General features: G+C 74.2%; 16 protein-coding genes and 1 pseudogene. 5 read left to right on the forward strand and 12 right to left on the reverse strand.

Annotation, left to right across the window (positions count from 1 at the left end; genetic code table 11):
• Window positions 1-77 (reverse strand): annotated as a pseudogene (locus ACFVHB_RS14580) (Hsp20/alpha crystallin family protein); the annotation flags it as partial.
• Window positions 78-211: 134 nt separating this feature from the next.
• On the opposite strand from ACFVHB_RS14580, the gene ACFVHB_RS14585 reads away from it, so the two are divergent.
• Window positions 212-733, forward strand: coding sequence for a J domain-containing protein (locus ACFVHB_RS14585; RefSeq protein ID WP_380320522.1), 522 nt, complete (start codon window positions 212-214; stop codon window positions 731-733).
• The gene (locus ACFVHB_RS14590) at window positions 724-1,059 is read left to right on the forward strand and encodes an STAS domain-containing protein (RefSeq protein ID WP_380320525.1); all 336 of its coding nucleotides are present in this window, start codon (window positions 724-726) and stop codon (window positions 1,057-1,059) included. The genes ACFVHB_RS14585 and ACFVHB_RS14590 overlap by 10 nt, the downstream gene beginning before the upstream one ends.
• Before the next feature lie 83 nt (window positions 1,060-1,142).
• Here the strand turns inward: ACFVHB_RS14590 and ACFVHB_RS14595 are convergent, their stop codons facing one another.
• The 4 genes from ACFVHB_RS14595 to ACFVHB_RS14610 all read right to left on the reverse strand — a co-directional run bounded on the left by ACFVHB_RS14595 (window position 1,143) and on the right by ACFVHB_RS14610 (window position 3,730).
• Entirely contained in the window at window positions 1,143-1,517 is a 375-nt protein-coding gene (locus ACFVHB_RS14595) for a hypothetical protein (protein WP_380320528.1), read from the reverse strand.
• Between the two features lie 39 nt (window positions 1,518-1,556).
• Window positions 1,557-2,036, reverse strand: coding sequence for a hypothetical protein (locus ACFVHB_RS14600; protein WP_380320531.1), 480 nt, complete (start codon window positions 2,034-2,036; stop codon window positions 1,557-1,559).
• A gap of 4 nt (window positions 2,037-2,040) precedes the next feature.
• Window positions 2,041-2,493 carry a hypothetical protein gene (locus tag ACFVHB_RS14605; protein WP_380320534.1) on the reverse strand — a complete coding sequence of 151 codons (453 nt, stop codon included), beginning with the start codon at window positions 2,491-2,493 and terminating at the stop codon, window positions 2,041-2,043.
• A 343-nt stretch (window positions 2,494-2,836) separates the two neighbouring features.
• Window positions 2,837-3,730: a PhzF family phenazine biosynthesis isomerase gene (locus ACFVHB_RS14610; RefSeq protein ID WP_380320537.1), complete on the reverse strand. Its 894-nt coding sequence runs from the start codon at window positions 3,728-3,730 to the stop codon at window positions 2,837-2,839.
• 96 nt (window positions 3,731-3,826) lie between these two features.
• Between ACFVHB_RS14610 and ACFVHB_RS14615 the strand changes: the two genes are divergently transcribed.
• The 3 genes from ACFVHB_RS14615 to ligD (ACFVHB_RS14625) all read left to right on the forward strand — a co-directional run bounded on the left by ACFVHB_RS14615 (window position 3,827) and on the right by ligD (ACFVHB_RS14625) (window position 6,877).
• Window positions 3,827-4,750, forward strand: a complete 924-nt coding sequence (locus ACFVHB_RS14615) for a LysR family transcriptional regulator (protein WP_380320540.1) — start codon at window positions 3,827-3,829, stop codon at window positions 4,748-4,750.
• A gap of 178 nt (window positions 4,751-4,928) precedes the next feature.
• Window positions 4,929-5,933: a non-homologous end-joining DNA ligase gene (ligD, locus tag ACFVHB_RS14620; protein WP_380320543.1), complete on the forward strand. Its 1,005-nt coding sequence runs from the start codon at window positions 4,929-4,931 to the stop codon at window positions 5,931-5,933.
• Window positions 5,930-6,877 carry a non-homologous end-joining DNA ligase gene (ligD, locus tag ACFVHB_RS14625; RefSeq protein WP_380320546.1) on the forward strand — a complete coding sequence of 316 codons (948 nt, stop codon included), beginning with the start codon at window positions 5,930-5,932 and terminating at the stop codon, window positions 6,875-6,877. Before ligD (ACFVHB_RS14620) ends, ligD (ACFVHB_RS14625) begins: the two co-directional genes overlap by 4 nt.
• A gap of 109 nt (window positions 6,878-6,986) precedes the next feature.
• Here the strand turns inward: ligD (ACFVHB_RS14625) and ACFVHB_RS14630 are convergent, their stop codons facing one another.
• The 7 genes from ACFVHB_RS14630 to ACFVHB_RS14660 all read right to left on the reverse strand — a co-directional run bounded on the left by ACFVHB_RS14630 (window position 6,987) and on the right by ACFVHB_RS14660 (window position 15,299).
• A complete protein-coding gene (locus ACFVHB_RS14630) occupies window positions 6,987-7,844 on the reverse strand; it encodes a glutathione S-transferase C-terminal domain-containing protein (protein WP_380320549.1) in 858 nt (285 codons plus the stop codon).
• Between the two features lie 105 nt (window positions 7,845-7,949).
• Window positions 7,950-8,072: a putative leader peptide gene (locus ACFVHB_RS14635; RefSeq protein WP_380320552.1), complete on the reverse strand. Its 123-nt coding sequence runs from the start codon at window positions 8,070-8,072 to the stop codon at window positions 7,950-7,952.
• A 201-nt stretch (window positions 8,073-8,273) separates the two neighbouring features.
• On the reverse strand, window positions 8,274-9,293 hold the full coding sequence (locus tag ACFVHB_RS14640; RefSeq protein WP_380320555.1) for an LLM class flavin-dependent oxidoreductase: 1,020 nt from the start codon (window positions 9,291-9,293) through the stop codon (window positions 8,274-8,276).
• Between the two features lie 337 nt (window positions 9,294-9,630).
• Window positions 9,631-11,949 carry an arylsulfatase gene (locus ACFVHB_RS14645; protein WP_380320558.1) on the reverse strand — a complete coding sequence of 773 codons (2,319 nt, stop codon included), beginning with the start codon at window positions 11,947-11,949 and terminating at the stop codon, window positions 9,631-9,633.
• Window positions 11,946-13,523, reverse strand: coding sequence for an ABC transporter ATP-binding protein (locus ACFVHB_RS14650; RefSeq protein ID WP_380320561.1), 1,578 nt, complete (start codon window positions 13,521-13,523; stop codon window positions 11,946-11,948). Before ACFVHB_RS14650 ends, ACFVHB_RS14645 begins: the two co-directional genes overlap by 4 nt.
• A complete protein-coding gene (locus ACFVHB_RS14655) occupies window positions 13,520-14,347 on the reverse strand; it encodes an ABC transporter permease (RefSeq protein ID WP_380320564.1) in 828 nt (275 codons plus the stop codon). The genes ACFVHB_RS14650 and ACFVHB_RS14655 overlap by 4 nt, the downstream gene beginning before the upstream one ends.
• Window positions 14,348-14,354: 7 nt before the next feature.
• Window positions 14,355-15,299, reverse strand: a complete 945-nt coding sequence (locus ACFVHB_RS14660) for an ABC transporter permease (protein ID WP_380320567.1) — start codon at window positions 15,297-15,299, stop codon at window positions 14,355-14,357.
• Window positions 15,300-15,303 lie beyond the last annotated feature (4 nt).

Raw genomic sequence — 15,303 nt, forward strand, 5'->3', positions numbered from 1 at the left:
GACCACGTGCCGTTGCCGCCGAGGAACTGCTGGGTCAGGCGGTCCAGCTCGCGGAACGGGTCGGTGCGCATCAGCATCGCGAAACACCTCCACTGATCGATGGGTGCCAGTGCGCTTCACCTGAATCCGTTCTAACATGTCATCCATCCGATGACAAACACGGAGGTCGCCAAAGGAGTGACAACCCGGACGCCCCGGGAGGTGGACCGCCATGACAGGATCGCCAGACCGACGCGATCACTACGCCGTGCTGGGAGTGGAGCCCACGGCGTCCGCGCGGCAGGTCACCTCGGCCTATCGCGGCCTGGTCCGGCTGCTGCACCCCGACACCCGCCCCGCCGAGCCCGGATCGGTGGAGCGACTCGGCGCGGTGGTCGCCGCCTACGAGGTCCTGCACGATCCGGAACTGCGGGCCGCCTACGACGCCGAACGCGCAACCGCCCGGCCCCGCCCGGGGATCCACCGCGCCTCGGGCCGCCCCCCGGCCGCGGGCCGCCGGGTGTCCGTGCGCATCGTCCGGGAAACCGGTGCCGCGGGGCCCGCGCGCGCCACGCCGCCGCCCACCGGCGCACCGCACGGGTCCGAACCGCTCGTGCGGGTGGGCCCGGTGCGGATCGGACCGCCGGGTGCGTCGGCGTGGGCCCGGGGTTCGTCGGCGTGGGCCCGGGAGGATCCTCGCGACGTGTGGCAGTGGATGGTGCACCGGCTGTGGGAGGTGGAGCCATGGCTGTGAACGGCAACGACTTCCGCACCGCCGTCTCCCGGTGGGACGGCCGGGTCACCGTCGCCGTCACGGGTGAGATCGACCTGGCCACCGCGGCGGAGTTCGAGAACCGCGTCAAGGAGTGCCTGGCGCGCCGGCCCCGGCGCGTCGACCTCGACTTCGCGCAGGTGAGCTTCTGCGACTGCTCGGGCGCGGACGCCCTGGAACGGCTCCACCGCCAGGCGGAGCGGGAAGGCGTCGTCCTGAAGGTCACGGATGTGCGGGCTCCGATCGTCGCCCGGCTGTTCGACGTTCTCGGCCTCACCGAGCTGGTCGCACCTCGCCCACCCGGTTGACCCCGGTCGGGACGGCACCGGGCCGCGTCCGCGGCCCGGTGCCACGACTCGCGCGCGATCCGCGCGCGGCAGCCGGCCGCGGTTCAGCCTCCCGGGAGCGGCCCGGTGTAGACCAGCTCCGCGGCAGTGTGCTGCGCCTGACGCAGATGAGTACCGGCGCGTTCGATCGCCTCGATCGCACGTCCCAGCTCGAACGCGACCTCAGCCTGCTTCCGCACCGGAGTCGGCGGATCCTCCAGGACCGCGAGATGCGCCGGGTCGATCGCGTTCAGGCCCGCCGCGAGCTCGTGCAGGGTGCGGGGAAGCTGCTCCAACAGGCCCGCCAGCGCACCGATCGTGTGATGGACGTCCGTCGGATACGGATAGGCACCGGTCCGCGCGGTACGCGCGTTGAGGCGGCGGATCTCGTCGGCTGCCGCCACCGCGATCTCACGCGGCGTTCGCTCCGTCAGCATCACGCGACCTCCTCACGCCCGCGCCCTCCCACGGCGCGGTGCTCAGGCGTGGACCGGAACGCCCATCGGTCGGCCTCGGCCGCCGGGCCGGGCCGGCCACGGCTTCTCGGGCTCCGGCACGGCCCCTGGGCTGTCCGCATGGCGTCCCTCCGCCGCGACGGCGGCCCGGCTCGCCGCCGTGCGCAGTCCGGCCACCGTTTGCGGCGCCTCGGTCGAGTGGACCGCGATGCGCGCGAACGGCGAGGGCCGGCGCAGGTCGACGCTGACCACGGCGTCGGTGAACGGGCGCAGGGCCACGAAGTCCCGGCCGCCGGGGTGACGCCACACCCCCAGGCACAGCCAGCCGCGCACCAGTACGCCGCTCTCGCGGGAACCACGGAGAACCCGCCACGGCTCCCGGGTGACCGCGACCCTCTCCACCGCCGTCAGCGGCACCCGCACCGGTCCCGAGCGCGCCGCGAGCCGCTCCCACCAGCGGAGCCGCACCACCAGGTCCGCGCCTTCGATCCCCAGCCTCGCCATCGCCTCACACCCCCTCACCGGCGCCGGCCTGCGACTCCGCCGTCCGTACGGGCGAGGCCGTTTCCATCGCCCTGGCGTCACCCGCACCGGAAGCGGGCGGGCCGAGCTGGTCCGGCTGACGGTGGGACCGCGCTGCGAGCAGCGGCGCGCCGTGCCGCTCCGGCCGGTGACCTGCCGCGTCCATGATCGGCTGGCGGGGCGTGTCGAGCGCGCCCGGCGGCATGGGGATCAGGCGGCGGGCCGCGCAACGCCCCACCCAGTGGCGCCCGCACTCCGGACACGGCGGCGCCCCCGCGGGAGTGTAGGGCGAGTCCACGGCGATGCCGTCGCGGGAGAAGTACTCCCAGTCACGTCCCTCGCCGTCGCGGTAGTGCTGGACGTCGTAGTCGATGCTCCACTGGTGCCAGCAGTGGCCGCAGGTGAACTCCACACGCTCCAGAGCCAGTTCCGTGATCATTGCGACACCTCCTTGACCCACACTTCAGCCCTCGTCAGCTCCCGGCCCGGCGTACAGCGTCCCGTCGGCATCCGGAGACTCCCCCACCAGTCCGTATACCTCCGAACAGCACATCAGGGCAACCCGAGCTCCAAGGTCCCTGGAAACCGAGATGGAGGTTTTCCGCTCGCCCCCGTCGTCCGAGCGCCGCACCGGGCTCCGGCCCGGCGGCCCCACGCGACGGGCCCGCCCCCGCGGTACAGGGGGCGGGCCGTCGTCGCCGATCCGCGTGGTCGGGCGGGGATGCCCGCGGCGAGCGGTGCATGCGGCGTGCATGACGTGGCGTCCAGCGCCAACGGTCCGCTCAGGCCCCTCCCCCGCGGGGGCTCGTGCGTGCCTCCGCGATCGCCACCGCCTGCCCGGTCACCCGCACGCGCGGGTCCGTGCCGGAGGCCTCGACCCGGAGCAGGCTGGGCCGGCCGAGATCCTCGCCCTGGCGGATGGTGAAGGCACCGGAGGGCGGGAGGGCGCCGAGGGTGCGCAGGTAGCCGCCGAAGGCGGCGGCCGCGGCGCCGGTGGCCGGATCCTCGACGACACCGCCGACCGGGAACGGGTCGCGGGCGTGGAAGAGGTCCTCGGCCTCCCGCCAGACCAGCTGGAGCGTGGTCCAGCCCTGGCGGTGCATCACCTCGGCCAGGGCGTCGAAGTCGTAGTCGAGGGCCGCGAGACGCTCACGGGTGGCCACGGCCAGGACCAGGTGCTCGTTGCCGCCGAAGGCGACGTGCGGCGGCAGCGCCGGGTCGAGGTCCTCCGGGGACCAGCGCAGGGCCGTGAGGGAGGCGTGCACCTCCGCTTCGCTCGCCGGCCGGGAGCGGGTGGGGACGCTGGTCAGCGTCGCCGTCACGGAGCCTCCGGGCGCCGCCGAGGTGTCGAGGGCGATCTCGCCCACCGGCGTGTCGAAGTCGAGCGGGCCGGGGCCGATCCGCTCGGCCAGCGCCACCGCGGTGGCGACGGTCGCGTGCCCGCAGAAGGCGACCTCCGCGAGCGGGCTGAAGTAGCGCAGCCGGAACCGGCGCGCCGCCCGGTCCGAGGCGGTGACGAACGCGGTCTCCGAGTAGCCGACTTCGGCGGCGGTCGCGAGCATGGCGGCGTCGTCCAGTGCGGCCGCGTCGAGCACGACGCCGGCCGGGTTGCCGCCGGCGGGGTCGGTGGTGAAGGCGGTGTAGCGAAGGGTCTCGGGGCGTGTCCTCGGGTTCATGCCCCTACCCTGGCACCGCACCCGGTATCCGCACCAACGATGGATTCCGATCCTTGCCATCGTGTTCTGCGATGGCAGAGCGCTATCGTCGGCGGCATGGACACCCGACTCCTGCGCACCTTCGCCACCGTCGCCCGGACCGAGAGCGTCACCGCCGCCGCGGAGCGCCTGCACCTCGTCCAGTCCACGGTGACCGCCCAGGTGCAGACGCTGGAGAAGGAGCTCGGCCTGCGCCTCTTCGACCGGATGCCGCGCGGGGTGGTGCTCACCGGCGCCGGACGCGAGGTGCTGGCGCAGGCCGAGGCGGTGCTGGAGGCCGAGTCCCGGCTGCGGGCGGTCGCCGCCTCGGCCGGTGGCGCGGGCGGCCGGGTGACCGGACGCGTGACGCTCTCGGCCGGCGAGACGCTGGTGTCCGCGCGGCTGCCGGGAGTCATCGCCGCGCTGCGGCGCAGCCACCCCGAGGTCGAGGTGGACCTGCGCACGATGGGGACGGCGGCCGCCGTCGCCGCGCTGCGCACCGGCGAGTTGGACGTGGCCCTGCTGCTGGAGGACGAGGCGGCGTTCCGCGACATCGAGTGCACGCCGCTGGCCCGCGAGCCGCTGGTGCTGGTCTGCGCTCCCGAGCACCCCGCCGCCGCCCGCAGCGCCACCGACTCGCCCACCGACTCGCCCGCCGACTGGGCGGAACTGGCCCGTGAGGACTACTTCCTGCACGAGCAGGGCTGCTCGTACAGCGACCGCTTCGTCGAGCGGCTGCTCACCGCCGCCAAGGGTGCGCCGCCCCGGATCACCCGCTTCGGCAGTCTGGAGGCCGCCCGGTCGTGCGTGGCCGCGGGCCTCGGCCTCAGCCTGCTGGCCCGGGCCAACGTCGCGGACGCGCTCGCGGCGGGCCGCCTGACAGAGGTGCCCGGCCCGCGGTTCCCCGACGTCACCGTCCAACTGGCCCGCCACCGCCGCCGCTGGCTCTCCCCCGCGGCGGCCGCGCTCACCACGGAGCTGCCGCGCCACTTCCCGCACTGAGCGCGGTCGCGCCGACGGACAACGGGCCCAGGCCGCGCGCCCGGTCGATTCGGTGACTCCTGGCTCCCGACCACTGATCACTCCGCGGCGAGACCGGCGGCCCGCGGCCGGGCGAGTGACCGGTCGCGGGCCGGGTAGTCGCTGTCGCGAGGAGCACCGCCGAGACAGGGAGAGCGAGATGCCCGGCAAGGACGCGCTGAGCGGCCTGCTCGGCGAGCTCCCGAACGCCGACGGCCCGCCCGGCACGCCGATGCTTGCCACTCTCAGTGACCGGCGCGACTTCGACGACGGCTGGGTCTTCGAGCGGAAGCTGGACGGCGTCCGGGTGCTGGCCGAGCGCGACCAGCGGCGGGTGCGGCTGCTGTCGCGCGGCGGGAAACCGCTGGACGCCACCTACCCGGAGGTGGTGGACGCCCTCGCCGCGCAGGCGGGCCGCGACTTCGCCGTGGACGGCGAGATGGTCGCCCTGCGCGACGGCCGGACCGATTTCTCCCTCCTCCAGCAGCGCATCGGCCTGACCGAGCCCGCGGCCGTCCGGGCCAGCCCGGTCAAGGTCACCTACTACCTCTTCGACCTGCTGCGCCTGGACGGCCGGGACACCACCCGCCTGCCGCTGCGCACCCGCAAGGCCCTGCTGCGCGACGCCCTGGCGTTCCGCCCGCCGCTGCGCTTCACGCCGCACCGCAACCACGACGGCCACGACCTGCTCGACGCGGCCTGCGCGCGCGGCTGGGAGGGCCTGATCGCCAAACGCGCCGACGCCCGGTACGTGCACCGCCGCTCCACCGACTGGCTCAAGCTCAAGTGCGCCGGCGGCCAGGAGTTCGTGATCGGCGGCTTCACCGAACCGGCCGGCAGCCGGGTCGGCTTCGGCGCGCTGCTGCTCGGCTACCACCGGGACGGCGGCCTGCGGTACGCCGGCAAGGTCGGCACCGGCTGGGACACCGCCACCCTGCGTGCGCTGCGCGGCCGGCTGGACGCGCTCGAACAGCGGACATCGCCGTTCACGGGTGAAGTGCGCGAGCGCAGCGCGCACTGGGTGCGCCCCGAGCTGGTCGCCCAGATCGGCTTCACCGAGTGGACCCGCGACGGCCTGCTCCGCCACCCCCGCTACCTCGGGCTGCGCGACGACAAACCCGCCCGCGAGGTCGTCCGCGAAGAACCCTCCGGGAGGACCCGATGACCTCCACCGAACGCATCACGACCGGCGGCCGGACCGTCGAGATCGGCCGCCCCGAGAAGGTGCTGTTCCCCGACGACGGCGTCACCAAGGGCGACCTGGCCGGCTACTACCGCGCGGTCGCCCGCCGGATGCTGCCCCACCTGCGCGGCCGGCCGCTGATGCTGGAGCGCCACCCGGACGGCATCGACGGGTCCGGATTCATGCAGAAGGACGTGCCCGACCACTTCCCCGACTGGGTGCACCGGGTCGAGCTGCCCAAGCAGGACGGCACCGTCACGTACGCGGTCTGCGACGACACCGCCAGCCTGCTGTACCTCGTCGACCAGGCCTGCACCACCCCGCACCGCTTCCTCTCCCGGGCCGACCGCCCCGACCACCCCGACCGGCTGGTGTTCGACCTCGATCCTCCCCCAGCCTCCGGCCGGGGGGACCCCGATGGCCGCGACTTCACCGTGGTCCGCGAGACCGCCCTGCGGCTGCGCGGACTCCTCGACGAGCTCGAGCTGCCGTCGCTGGTGATGAGCACCGGCTCCCGTGGCCTGCACGTGATCGTGCCGCTGGACCGCCGCGCCGCCTTCGACGACGTCCGCGCCTTCGCCCGGGGCGTCGCCGAGCTGCTCGCCGCCCGCCACCCGGACGAGCTCACCACCGAAGCGCGCAAGCAGGCCCGCCGGGGCCGCCTCTACCTCGACACCCAGCGCAACGCCTACGCCCAGACCGCCGTCGCCCCGTACGCGGTGCGCGCCCTGCCCGGCGCCCCCGTGGCCGCACCCCTGAGCTGGGAGGACGTCGAGGACCCGGACCTGACCGCACAGCCGTGGCACCTGTCGGCCGTCGACCGGCTGCTGAAGGCGGACCCCTGGCGCGGGGCCCCCCGCGGCCGTTCCCTCGCCGCGGCCCGCCGGCGCCTCGCCGAGCTCGCCCAGGACTCCTCGCGGCCCTGACCGGCGCCACGAACGGCTTCGAGCGGACGTTCGTGCCCGCAGATCGTGACGCGCCGCCCCTGGCCCGCACCGCCGACCGTGGGCCGCACCTCCGCCTCGCGGCCTCCGCTCAGCCGGGGTGGTGTGCGCGTCCGCGGGTGTGTTCCGCCCAGTCCACGATCGGGATCGCCGCGCCGGCGGCTTCGCGGCCGCGGCAGCGGGCGTGGTGGCGGCGGGCGATGCCGCCCAGGTCGAGGTGGCGGCCGAAGGCGGGGTGCCCGGCCAGCCGGCGGGCGTACGCCCAGACCCGGGGGTGTTCGGCGATGCGGTGCACGGCGGCGGCGTCGAGGTGCCAGCGGTGCACCGTGTCCAGCTGCACCAGGGTCACCCAGAACTCGACGTCCGCGAGGGTCGGTTCCCCGCCGAGCAGGTAGTCCTCGGTACCCAGTCGGCGTTCGAACGCGGCCAGCCCGTCCAGCAGGCTCCGCAGGGCCGCCTCCCGTGCGGCGGGGGCGGCGTCGGACCGCCCGGCGTGTTGGGCCGGAGCCTCGATGCCCAGCTCGCAGGACTGCCGGACGGCCTCGATCGCCGTGTCGGCGCCGCGCGGGTGGAGGTCGGCCCCGGGGAACCGCCGGACCAGGTCGGTGAGGATCCCGGCGGGATCGGTACTGACGATCCGTCCGCTCCAGTCGTCGCTGAGCACCGGAGCCTGCGCCGGCCCGGGATGCCGGTGCGAGCTGGCCTCGTACAGGGGCCGGAGCGCCGGATAGCCACCGTCGGGCCCGTCCGGCAGCGCCGGCAGCAGGGTCACCGGAAGGACGTCGTCGAGGCCGAGCAGGCTGTGCGTGACGGCGATTCGCAGACAGTGCGGACAGGAGAGCGCGAGGTGGAGCCGGTAGCGGTGCGGCACGGGGTAGTAGCCGCTGCGGGCGTCGCGGCCGATCCGCCCTCGCAGGGTGGGTACGACGGACGGGAACGAGGCGGACATGGGTCTCCCAGACGTCGGGGGTGCGCGGGCGCGCGGACAACGGTCGGGTGCAGTGGAGGGCGGGCTCGGAGGACGGGCCGGCGGTGGGGGCTGCCCGATGCGGGCTCAGCGGAGAACGGCCGCCAGGCCGAGGGCAGCGAGCCGTCCCGCCATGCTGCTGCAGACCCGTTGCAGGTCGATGTGGCGACGGGACGTCAGCACCGGGAGCAGCCGGACAGCGCGAGCCATGCCATCGATGACCGGCTCCGCGCGCCTCACGGCTCTCCTCCGCCCACGTTCGACGATCCCCGTCCCGGAGTCTCGTCCCGCATCCGTGCGACGTCAAGGGTGCCGGCACCGCGTGCGGGCCGGTGTCTCACATGATGGGACGTCACATCCCTCGCCGGTGAAAGCGGTGCGTCTGACGCACCGGCGGCGCGGCCGCGCGGTTCAGACCGCCGGCTGCCAGCCCAGCGCGGGGGCGAGACGGGTGGCGATGTCGGTGAGGATCTGCACGTAGTCCTCGTACGCGAACGTGAACGGCAGCGCGAACGCGACCTCGTCGACCTCCCGGAACGCGGCGTGGGTGTACAGCCGTTCGGCGATCTCGGCGGACGTGCCGATCAGGTCCGGAGCGAACACCGTCCGGGCCGGGCCCTGCGGGGCGGCGGTGCGCTCGGTCCGGCCGCGCACGTACTCCCGGTACTTGGCGCGCTGCTGCGCCGAGGCGCTGTCGGTGGGGATGACGACCAGCCCCTGGGAGACCCGGGCGCGCGGACCCGCGGGGTGGTGGGCGCGGAAGGCGGCGATCTGCGAGCGCTGGATCTCGGCGAAGCCGTCCGACTCCTCCGCCCGCACCACGTTGCTGGTCAGCAGGTTGAGGCCCTGCTCGCCCGCCCACCGGGCCGAGCGCAGGCTCCCGGCGCCGTACCACAGCCGGCTCGCCAGGCCGGGCGCGACGGGCTGGACGCGGTCGGAGTACACCTCGATGCCCTCGACCCCGCTGAAGTCGGTGGCCGGTTCGCCGCGGAGGAAGCCCAGCAGCCGGCGCACCCGCTGGTAACCGAAGTCCTCGGCCTCGGCGGTGTCGGGGTAGAGCGCGGGGGCGACCCGGTCGTAGTGTCCGGGAGGGCCGACGCTGATGCCGGGGTTGAGCCGGCCGCCGGACAGGATGTCGGTGGTCGCCAGGTCCTCGGCCAGCCGCAGCGGGTTCTCCCACCCGAGCGGGATGACGGCGGTGCCCAGGTGGATGCGGTCGGTGCGCTGCGAGGCGGCCGCCAGAACGGCGACGGGCGAGGATATCCCGTGCTGCAGGTGGCGGTGGCGCACCCAGGCGCTGTCGAATCCCAGCCGCTCGCCCAGTTCGATGAGCCGGAGCGTCGACTCGTGCCCCTTTCCGGGGTCCGCCGGGTCGAAGAGGCCGATGGTCAGGAATCCCAGCTTCCGAAGGGGCTGCGAGGGTGACGGCACCGCGTTCTCCGTCCTCCGCGACGGGCTCGGCACCGAGCGACGCGGGTCGATTCTCACCGCCCGGCTACCGATCACCGGGCGTCCGCCCCACCCTCACACACCGCTCGGCGGCCGCTCAAGGGCCGCACGGGAAACGCCATCCGGCGCAACACGCCCGTGACAGGCCCGCAGAACTCGGTTCAGCAGCGGCCCCCGGCCGGCGGGTGTGGAGGCGGGTGGAGAGGCGGGTGTGCAGGCAGATGTGCGGGCCGGTGTGGAGGTGGGTGTGGAGAGCGGCTCCGCCGACCGGCGGCGGGGAGTGCCTGCCGGTCGGCGGAGCCGGGGACGCCCGGGCCGGTCACTCGAACGCGGCGGCGGCCTCCCGCAGGGCCTGGGCGACGGTCTCCGGGTCGTAGGGGGCGGGCTCGCCCGGCAGGTAGGTGACCGAACGGAGGTCACCGGTGTACCGGAAGCCACGGTGGCGTTCGAACAGCGGCCAGGAGACCGGGGACTTGCGGTCGACGCCGACGCTGATGCCCTGGAACGGGGCCATGCCGATCAGCTGGTGCACCGGGCCGAGGCTACCGGTCTCGACGCCGTCGACGAGCACCCGGAACTCCCACTTGAGGTCCGCCACCGCCGTCGCCGCGACGGTGACCGTGCGCGCTCCGGGTGCCAGCTCGCCGCCGTCCGCCTCGTACAGCTCGCCGTACTCGTTGTAGGCGAGGCGCAGCCGCCCGTCCTCGACGTACAGGCTGTAGCCGCCGCCCTGGTCACCGTGCGAGACGAGGACGCCCTGGTCGGCGGCGCGGTGGTCGGCGAGGTCGACGACGATGTCGAAGGAGCGGAAGGAGATCAGCCGGGACGAGCGGTAGCGTTCCAGCTCCGGGGTCCCGGCGAGCAGGGTGAGCGGCTGCCGCAGCCGGGCGTCCTCGGGGTGGCGCAAGGCGAGCGCGCCGGATCCGTCGGCGAGCGGGAAGACGCCGTTGCGCCAGGCGGCGGTCTCCCACGCCTCGGCCAACTCCTTGACGATCTCCGGGTGTTCGGCGGAGACGTCGTCGATCTCGGTCGGGTCGGCGCGCAGGTCGTACAGCGCCCACTCGCCGTCGTCGTAGGGGGTGCCGGGGCGGTGCAGGGTGACGAGCTTCCAGCCGTCGCGGTAGTAGCTGCGGTTGCCGGTCATCTCGCAGTACTGCTCGCGGTGGGTGGAGTCGGCGGCCGGGTCGCGCAGGACGGCGGCGAAGCCGGCGCCGTCGAGGTCCTGGACGGGACGCCCGTCGCGCTCCGGCGGTCGCCGGACTCCGGCCAGGTCGAGCAGGGTGGGGAGGATGTCGGTGACGTACTGGTACTGCTGCCGGACCCCGGTGTCGCCCTCGGCGCGCGGCAGTCCGGCGGGCCAGGAGAGCACGAAGGGGACGCGGACGCCGCCCGCGTAGGTCTGGCCCTTGTAGAACCGGAAGGGGGTGTTGGAGGCCATGCCCCAGCCGCGCGGGTAGTGGACGAGGCTCTGCGGGCCGCCGATGAGGTCGATCTCCCGTGCGACGTCCGGGTTCCAGTCGTCGGGCAGCTGGGGGTGGTGGACGAACCGGCTGAAGTAGCTGCGGGTGCCCTCGGGGCCGCCTTCTCCGGTGCCGCCGTTGTCGGAGGTGAACAGGATGATGGTGTTGTCGAGCTCACCGAGTGCGGCCAGGGTGTCGGTGAGGCGGCCGAGGTTCTGGTCGACGTTGTCGACCATCGCCGCGTAGACCTCCATGTAGCGGGCGTACAACTTCTTCTGCACGTCGGTGAGTTCGTCCCACGGGCCGACGTCGAAGCCGCGCTCGGTGTTGCGTTCGGGCAGCCGGGTGCCGTCCGGGAAGTGACCGGCGGCGAGTTGGCGCGCGAAGCGGGCGGCGCGCAGTTCGTCCCAGCCGCCGTCGTAGCGGCCCTTGTGCCGGGCGAGGTCCTCCGGTTTGGCCTGGAGCGGGCCGTGCACGGCGTTGTGCGCGAGGTAGAGGAGGAACGGCTTCTCGGCGTCGTGGGCGCGCAGCGACTTGACCATGGCGATGGCCTGGTCGGTGATGTCGTCGGTGTAGTAGTAGCCGTCGGGGAACTCGTCGATGTCCAGCGGGCTGTTGTCGCGCACCAGTTGGTGCGGGTGGAAGAGGCTGGTGAGGCCCTCCAGGACGCCGTAGTACTGGTCGAAGCCCTTCTGCAGCGGCCAGTTGGAGCGGTCGTTCGCCGCGTTGGAGGCCGAGTCGCGGGTGAGGTGCCACTTGCCGACGGCGTACGTGGCGTAGCCGGCGTCGTGCAGCAGTTCGGCGAGGGTGGGGATGTCGCGGGCGACCTCCATGCCGTAGCCGGGGAAGCCGGGGTCGGCGTTGGCGACGAAGGAGTAGCCGACCCGGTGCGGGTTGAGTCCGGTGAGCAGAGCGGCGCGGGCCGGGGAGCACAGCGGCATGGTGTGGTAGTTGGCGAGCCGGACGCCGGTCGCGGCGAGGCGGTCGAGGGTCGGGGTGGGGATCTCCGAGCCGAACGGGCCGATGTCGCTGTAGCCCATGTCGTCGATCAGCACGACGACGATGTTGGGCGCGCCCTGGCGCGCCCGGGTGCGGGCGGGCCAGGCGGGGGCGGACTCACCGAAGGTGCGGCCGACGGTGCCGGGGAAGCCGTCGTACGGGTCGCGGCGGGTGCTCATACGGTGCTCCGGGTGGTCAGGTGCGGGACGGCGGCCAGCAGGCCCGCCGTGTAGGGGTGCTCGGGGTCGGTGGCGATCCGGTCGGCGGGTCCGGTCTCGACGATCCGGCCGCGGTGCATGACGGCGATGCGGTGGCTGACCTGCCGGACCACGGCGAGGTCGTGGGCGATGAAGAGGATGGCGAGGCCGAGTTCGCGCTGCAGGCGGGTGAGCAGGTCGAGTACCTGGGCCTGGACGGAGACGTCGAGGGCGGAGACCGGTTCGTCGCAGATCAGGACGGAGGGCCGGGGCGCGAGCGCCCGGGCGATGCCGATGCGCTGGCGTTGGCCGCCGGAGAAGGCGCGCGGGTGGCGGTCCGCGGCGGCCGGGTCCAGGCCGACCTGTTCGAGCAGTTCGGCGACTCGGGCCGCGCGTTCGGCCCGGTCGCCGATGCGGTGGGCGATCAGCGGTTCGGCGAGGATCCGGCCGACGGTCATCCGGGGGTTGAGGGAGGAGTACGGGTCCTGGAAGACCATCTGGATCTCGCGCCGGGCGGCGCGGGAGGCGGCCAACTCCTCGCCCCGGTAGCGGATGTCGCCCGCCGTCGGTGCGTGGGCCCGGACCAGGGCGCGGGCCAGGGTGGACTTCCCGGAGCCGGACTCGCCGACCAGCCCGAGCGTCTCCCCCGGGCGCAGCACGAGGTCCACGCCGTCCAGCGCGGTGACCGGGCGGCGGCGCGGCCCGTACGTCTTGCGCAGACCGCTGACGGTGAGCAGCGGGTCGCCGTCGGGGGTGGAGTGGGCGGCGGCGGAGGAGGGCTCGTCGAGGCGCGGGACGGCGGCCAGCAGCCGTTTCGTGTAGGGGTGCCGGGGTCGGGCGAGGACGTCGTCGGTGGGGCCGTGCTCGACGACGCTGCCCCGGTGCATCACCAGGATCCGGCGGCAGGTCTGCGCGATGACGCCGAGGTCGTGGCTGATCAGGACGAGCGCGGTGCCGCGTTCGCGGTTGACGCGTTCCAGCAGGCGCAGGATCTGCTGTTGGACGGTGGGATCGAGGGCGGTGGTGGGTTCGTCGGCGACCAGGACGTCCGGGTCGCCGGCCAGCGCGAGCGCGATCATGATGCGCTGGCGCTGGCCGCCGGAGAACTGGTGCGGGTGGTCGCGCAGGCGCTTCGCGGCGTCGGGGATGCCGACCAGGTCGAGCAGTTCCACCGCCCGGGCGGTGCGCTTCGCCCGGTTGGCGCCGCCGTGGGCGCGCAGCGCCTCGTCGAGCTGCCGACCGACGGTGAGGACGGGGTTGAGCGAGGACATCGGGTCCTGGAAGATCATCGCGATCCGGCGGCCCCGGACCTCGCGCAGGGCCGGCTCGGGCAGCGTGGCGAGGTCCCGGCCGTCCAGCAGCACCGAACCGTCGGAGATCCGGCCGCCGGCCGGCAGCATCCGCAGCAGCGCGAGCGCGGTGGTGGACTTGCCGGAGCCGGACTCGCCGACGATGCCCAGGGTCTCACCGGCGGCGAGCTCGAAACCGACTCCGGCGACGGCTGTGACGTCCGCGAACTCGACCTTCAGGTCCCGGACTTCGAGTACGGCGTTCATCGGCGGATCCCCTCGTTCAGGGCCTCGGCGATCAGGGTGAGGCCGAGGACCAGGGCGGTGACCGCGATCAGCGGGGCGGCCGCGAAGGCGGGGTGGGTGGCGAGGTAGGCCATCGACTGGCTGAGGATCCCTCCGAGCGAGGGCTCCGGGGGCCGGACGCCGACACCGAGGAAGCTCATCGCGCCCTCGATGAAGACGGCCAGCGAGAGGGCGATGGCGCTCTGCACGATCAGCGGGTCGACGGCGTTGGGCAGCACGTGCCGCAGCAGCACCCGCAGCCGCGAGGCCCCGCCGACCCGGGCGGCGAGGGCGTACTCGCGCTCGCGCTGGACCAGGATCCCGGCGCGCAGCTGGCGGCCGAACCCGGGGATCTCGGCGAGCGCGATCACGATGATCACCGGCCACCGGCCTGGGCCGAGGACCGCGGTGACGGCGAGGGCGAGGATCAGCCCGGGGAAGGCCAGCAGCAGGTCGAACAGCCGCTGCACGACGGTGTCGGCCCATCGGGAGAGCGCGGACACCAGGGCCGACGCGCAGCCCAGCAGGGCGCCGGCCGGTACGGCGGTGAGGCTGATCAGCAGGTCGGTGCGGATCCCGTACAGGACCCGGCTGAACAGGTCGCGCCCGAGGTCGTCGGTACCGAAGGGGTGGTCCGCGCTCGGACCGGCCAGGGCCAGTGAGCTCTGTGCGGTGGGGTCGACGGCGGTGAGCACGGGCGCGAGCAGCCCGGCGAGCACGACCGCGCCGACCAGCGCGGTTCCGGCGGCGCCGCGCACGCTGCGCAGGCCGGCCGGCAGCGGGAGGCGTACGGCGAGGACGGTCATGGCGGCATCACTCCCACCGGATGCGGGGATCGAGCCAGGCGTACGCCAGGTCGGTGAGCAGTTGGACGGCGACGTAGCCGGCGACGAGCAGCAGGAGCAGGTCCTGCACGACCGGGTAGTCGCGGCGCAGCACGCCCTGTTCGGCGAGCTGGCCGAGGCCGGGCCAGGCGAAGATGGCCTCCACCAGGACGGCCCCGCCGAGGAGTTGGCCGATCTGCAGGCCGAGCACGGTGATCGCGGAGGGCAGCGCGTTGGGCAGGGCGTGGAGCCGGACGATCCGGCGGCGGCCGATGCCGAGCGCGGTGGCGGTACGGACGTAGTCCTCGGCGAGGGCGCGTTCCAGGCCGTCCTTGAGGTAGCGGGCCAGCACGGCGGCGCTGGGCAGGGCGAGGCAGAGCGCCGGCAGCAGCAGGTACTGCAGGCCGATGTCGGGCTGGTCGAGGATCGACTCGTGCCCGCCGGGAGGCAGCAGCCTCAGGGTGACGGCGAAGACGAGGACGAGCAGCACGCCGGTGACGAACGGCGGCACCGCCAGCACCGCGGTGGTCAGCGCCCGGACGGCGGCCGCCACCGGGCCGCGCCGCACGGTCGCGCCGAGCACGCCGAGCGGCAGGGCGATGACGATGACCAGCACCAGGGCGCCGAGGGTGAGTTCGACCGTGCTGCCGAGACCGTCGCCGATCAGGTCGGCGACCTGTCCGCCGATGGCGTAGCTCGGTCCGAGGTCCCCGGTGAGCAGGTCGCCGAGCCACGTGAGGTACTGGCCGAGCAGCGGCTGGTCGAGACCGAGCCGGGCGCGGACGGCGGCGACGGTCTCGGGTCCGGCGTCCGGTCCGGCGAGGCTGGTGGCCGGGTCCCCGGGGATGAGGCGCAGGATCAGGAAGATGAGGAAGGAGGCCGCCAGCAGCACCAGCAGCCCGGAGGGCAGGCGTTTGACCAGGAAGGTGCGCATCGTC

Origin of the sequence: Kitasatospora sp. NPDC127111 (assembly GCF_042677465.1) — a bacterium.
In the GTDB taxonomy this organism is placed as follows: domain Bacteria; phylum Actinomycetota; class Actinomycetes; order Streptomycetales; family Streptomycetaceae; genus Kitasatospora.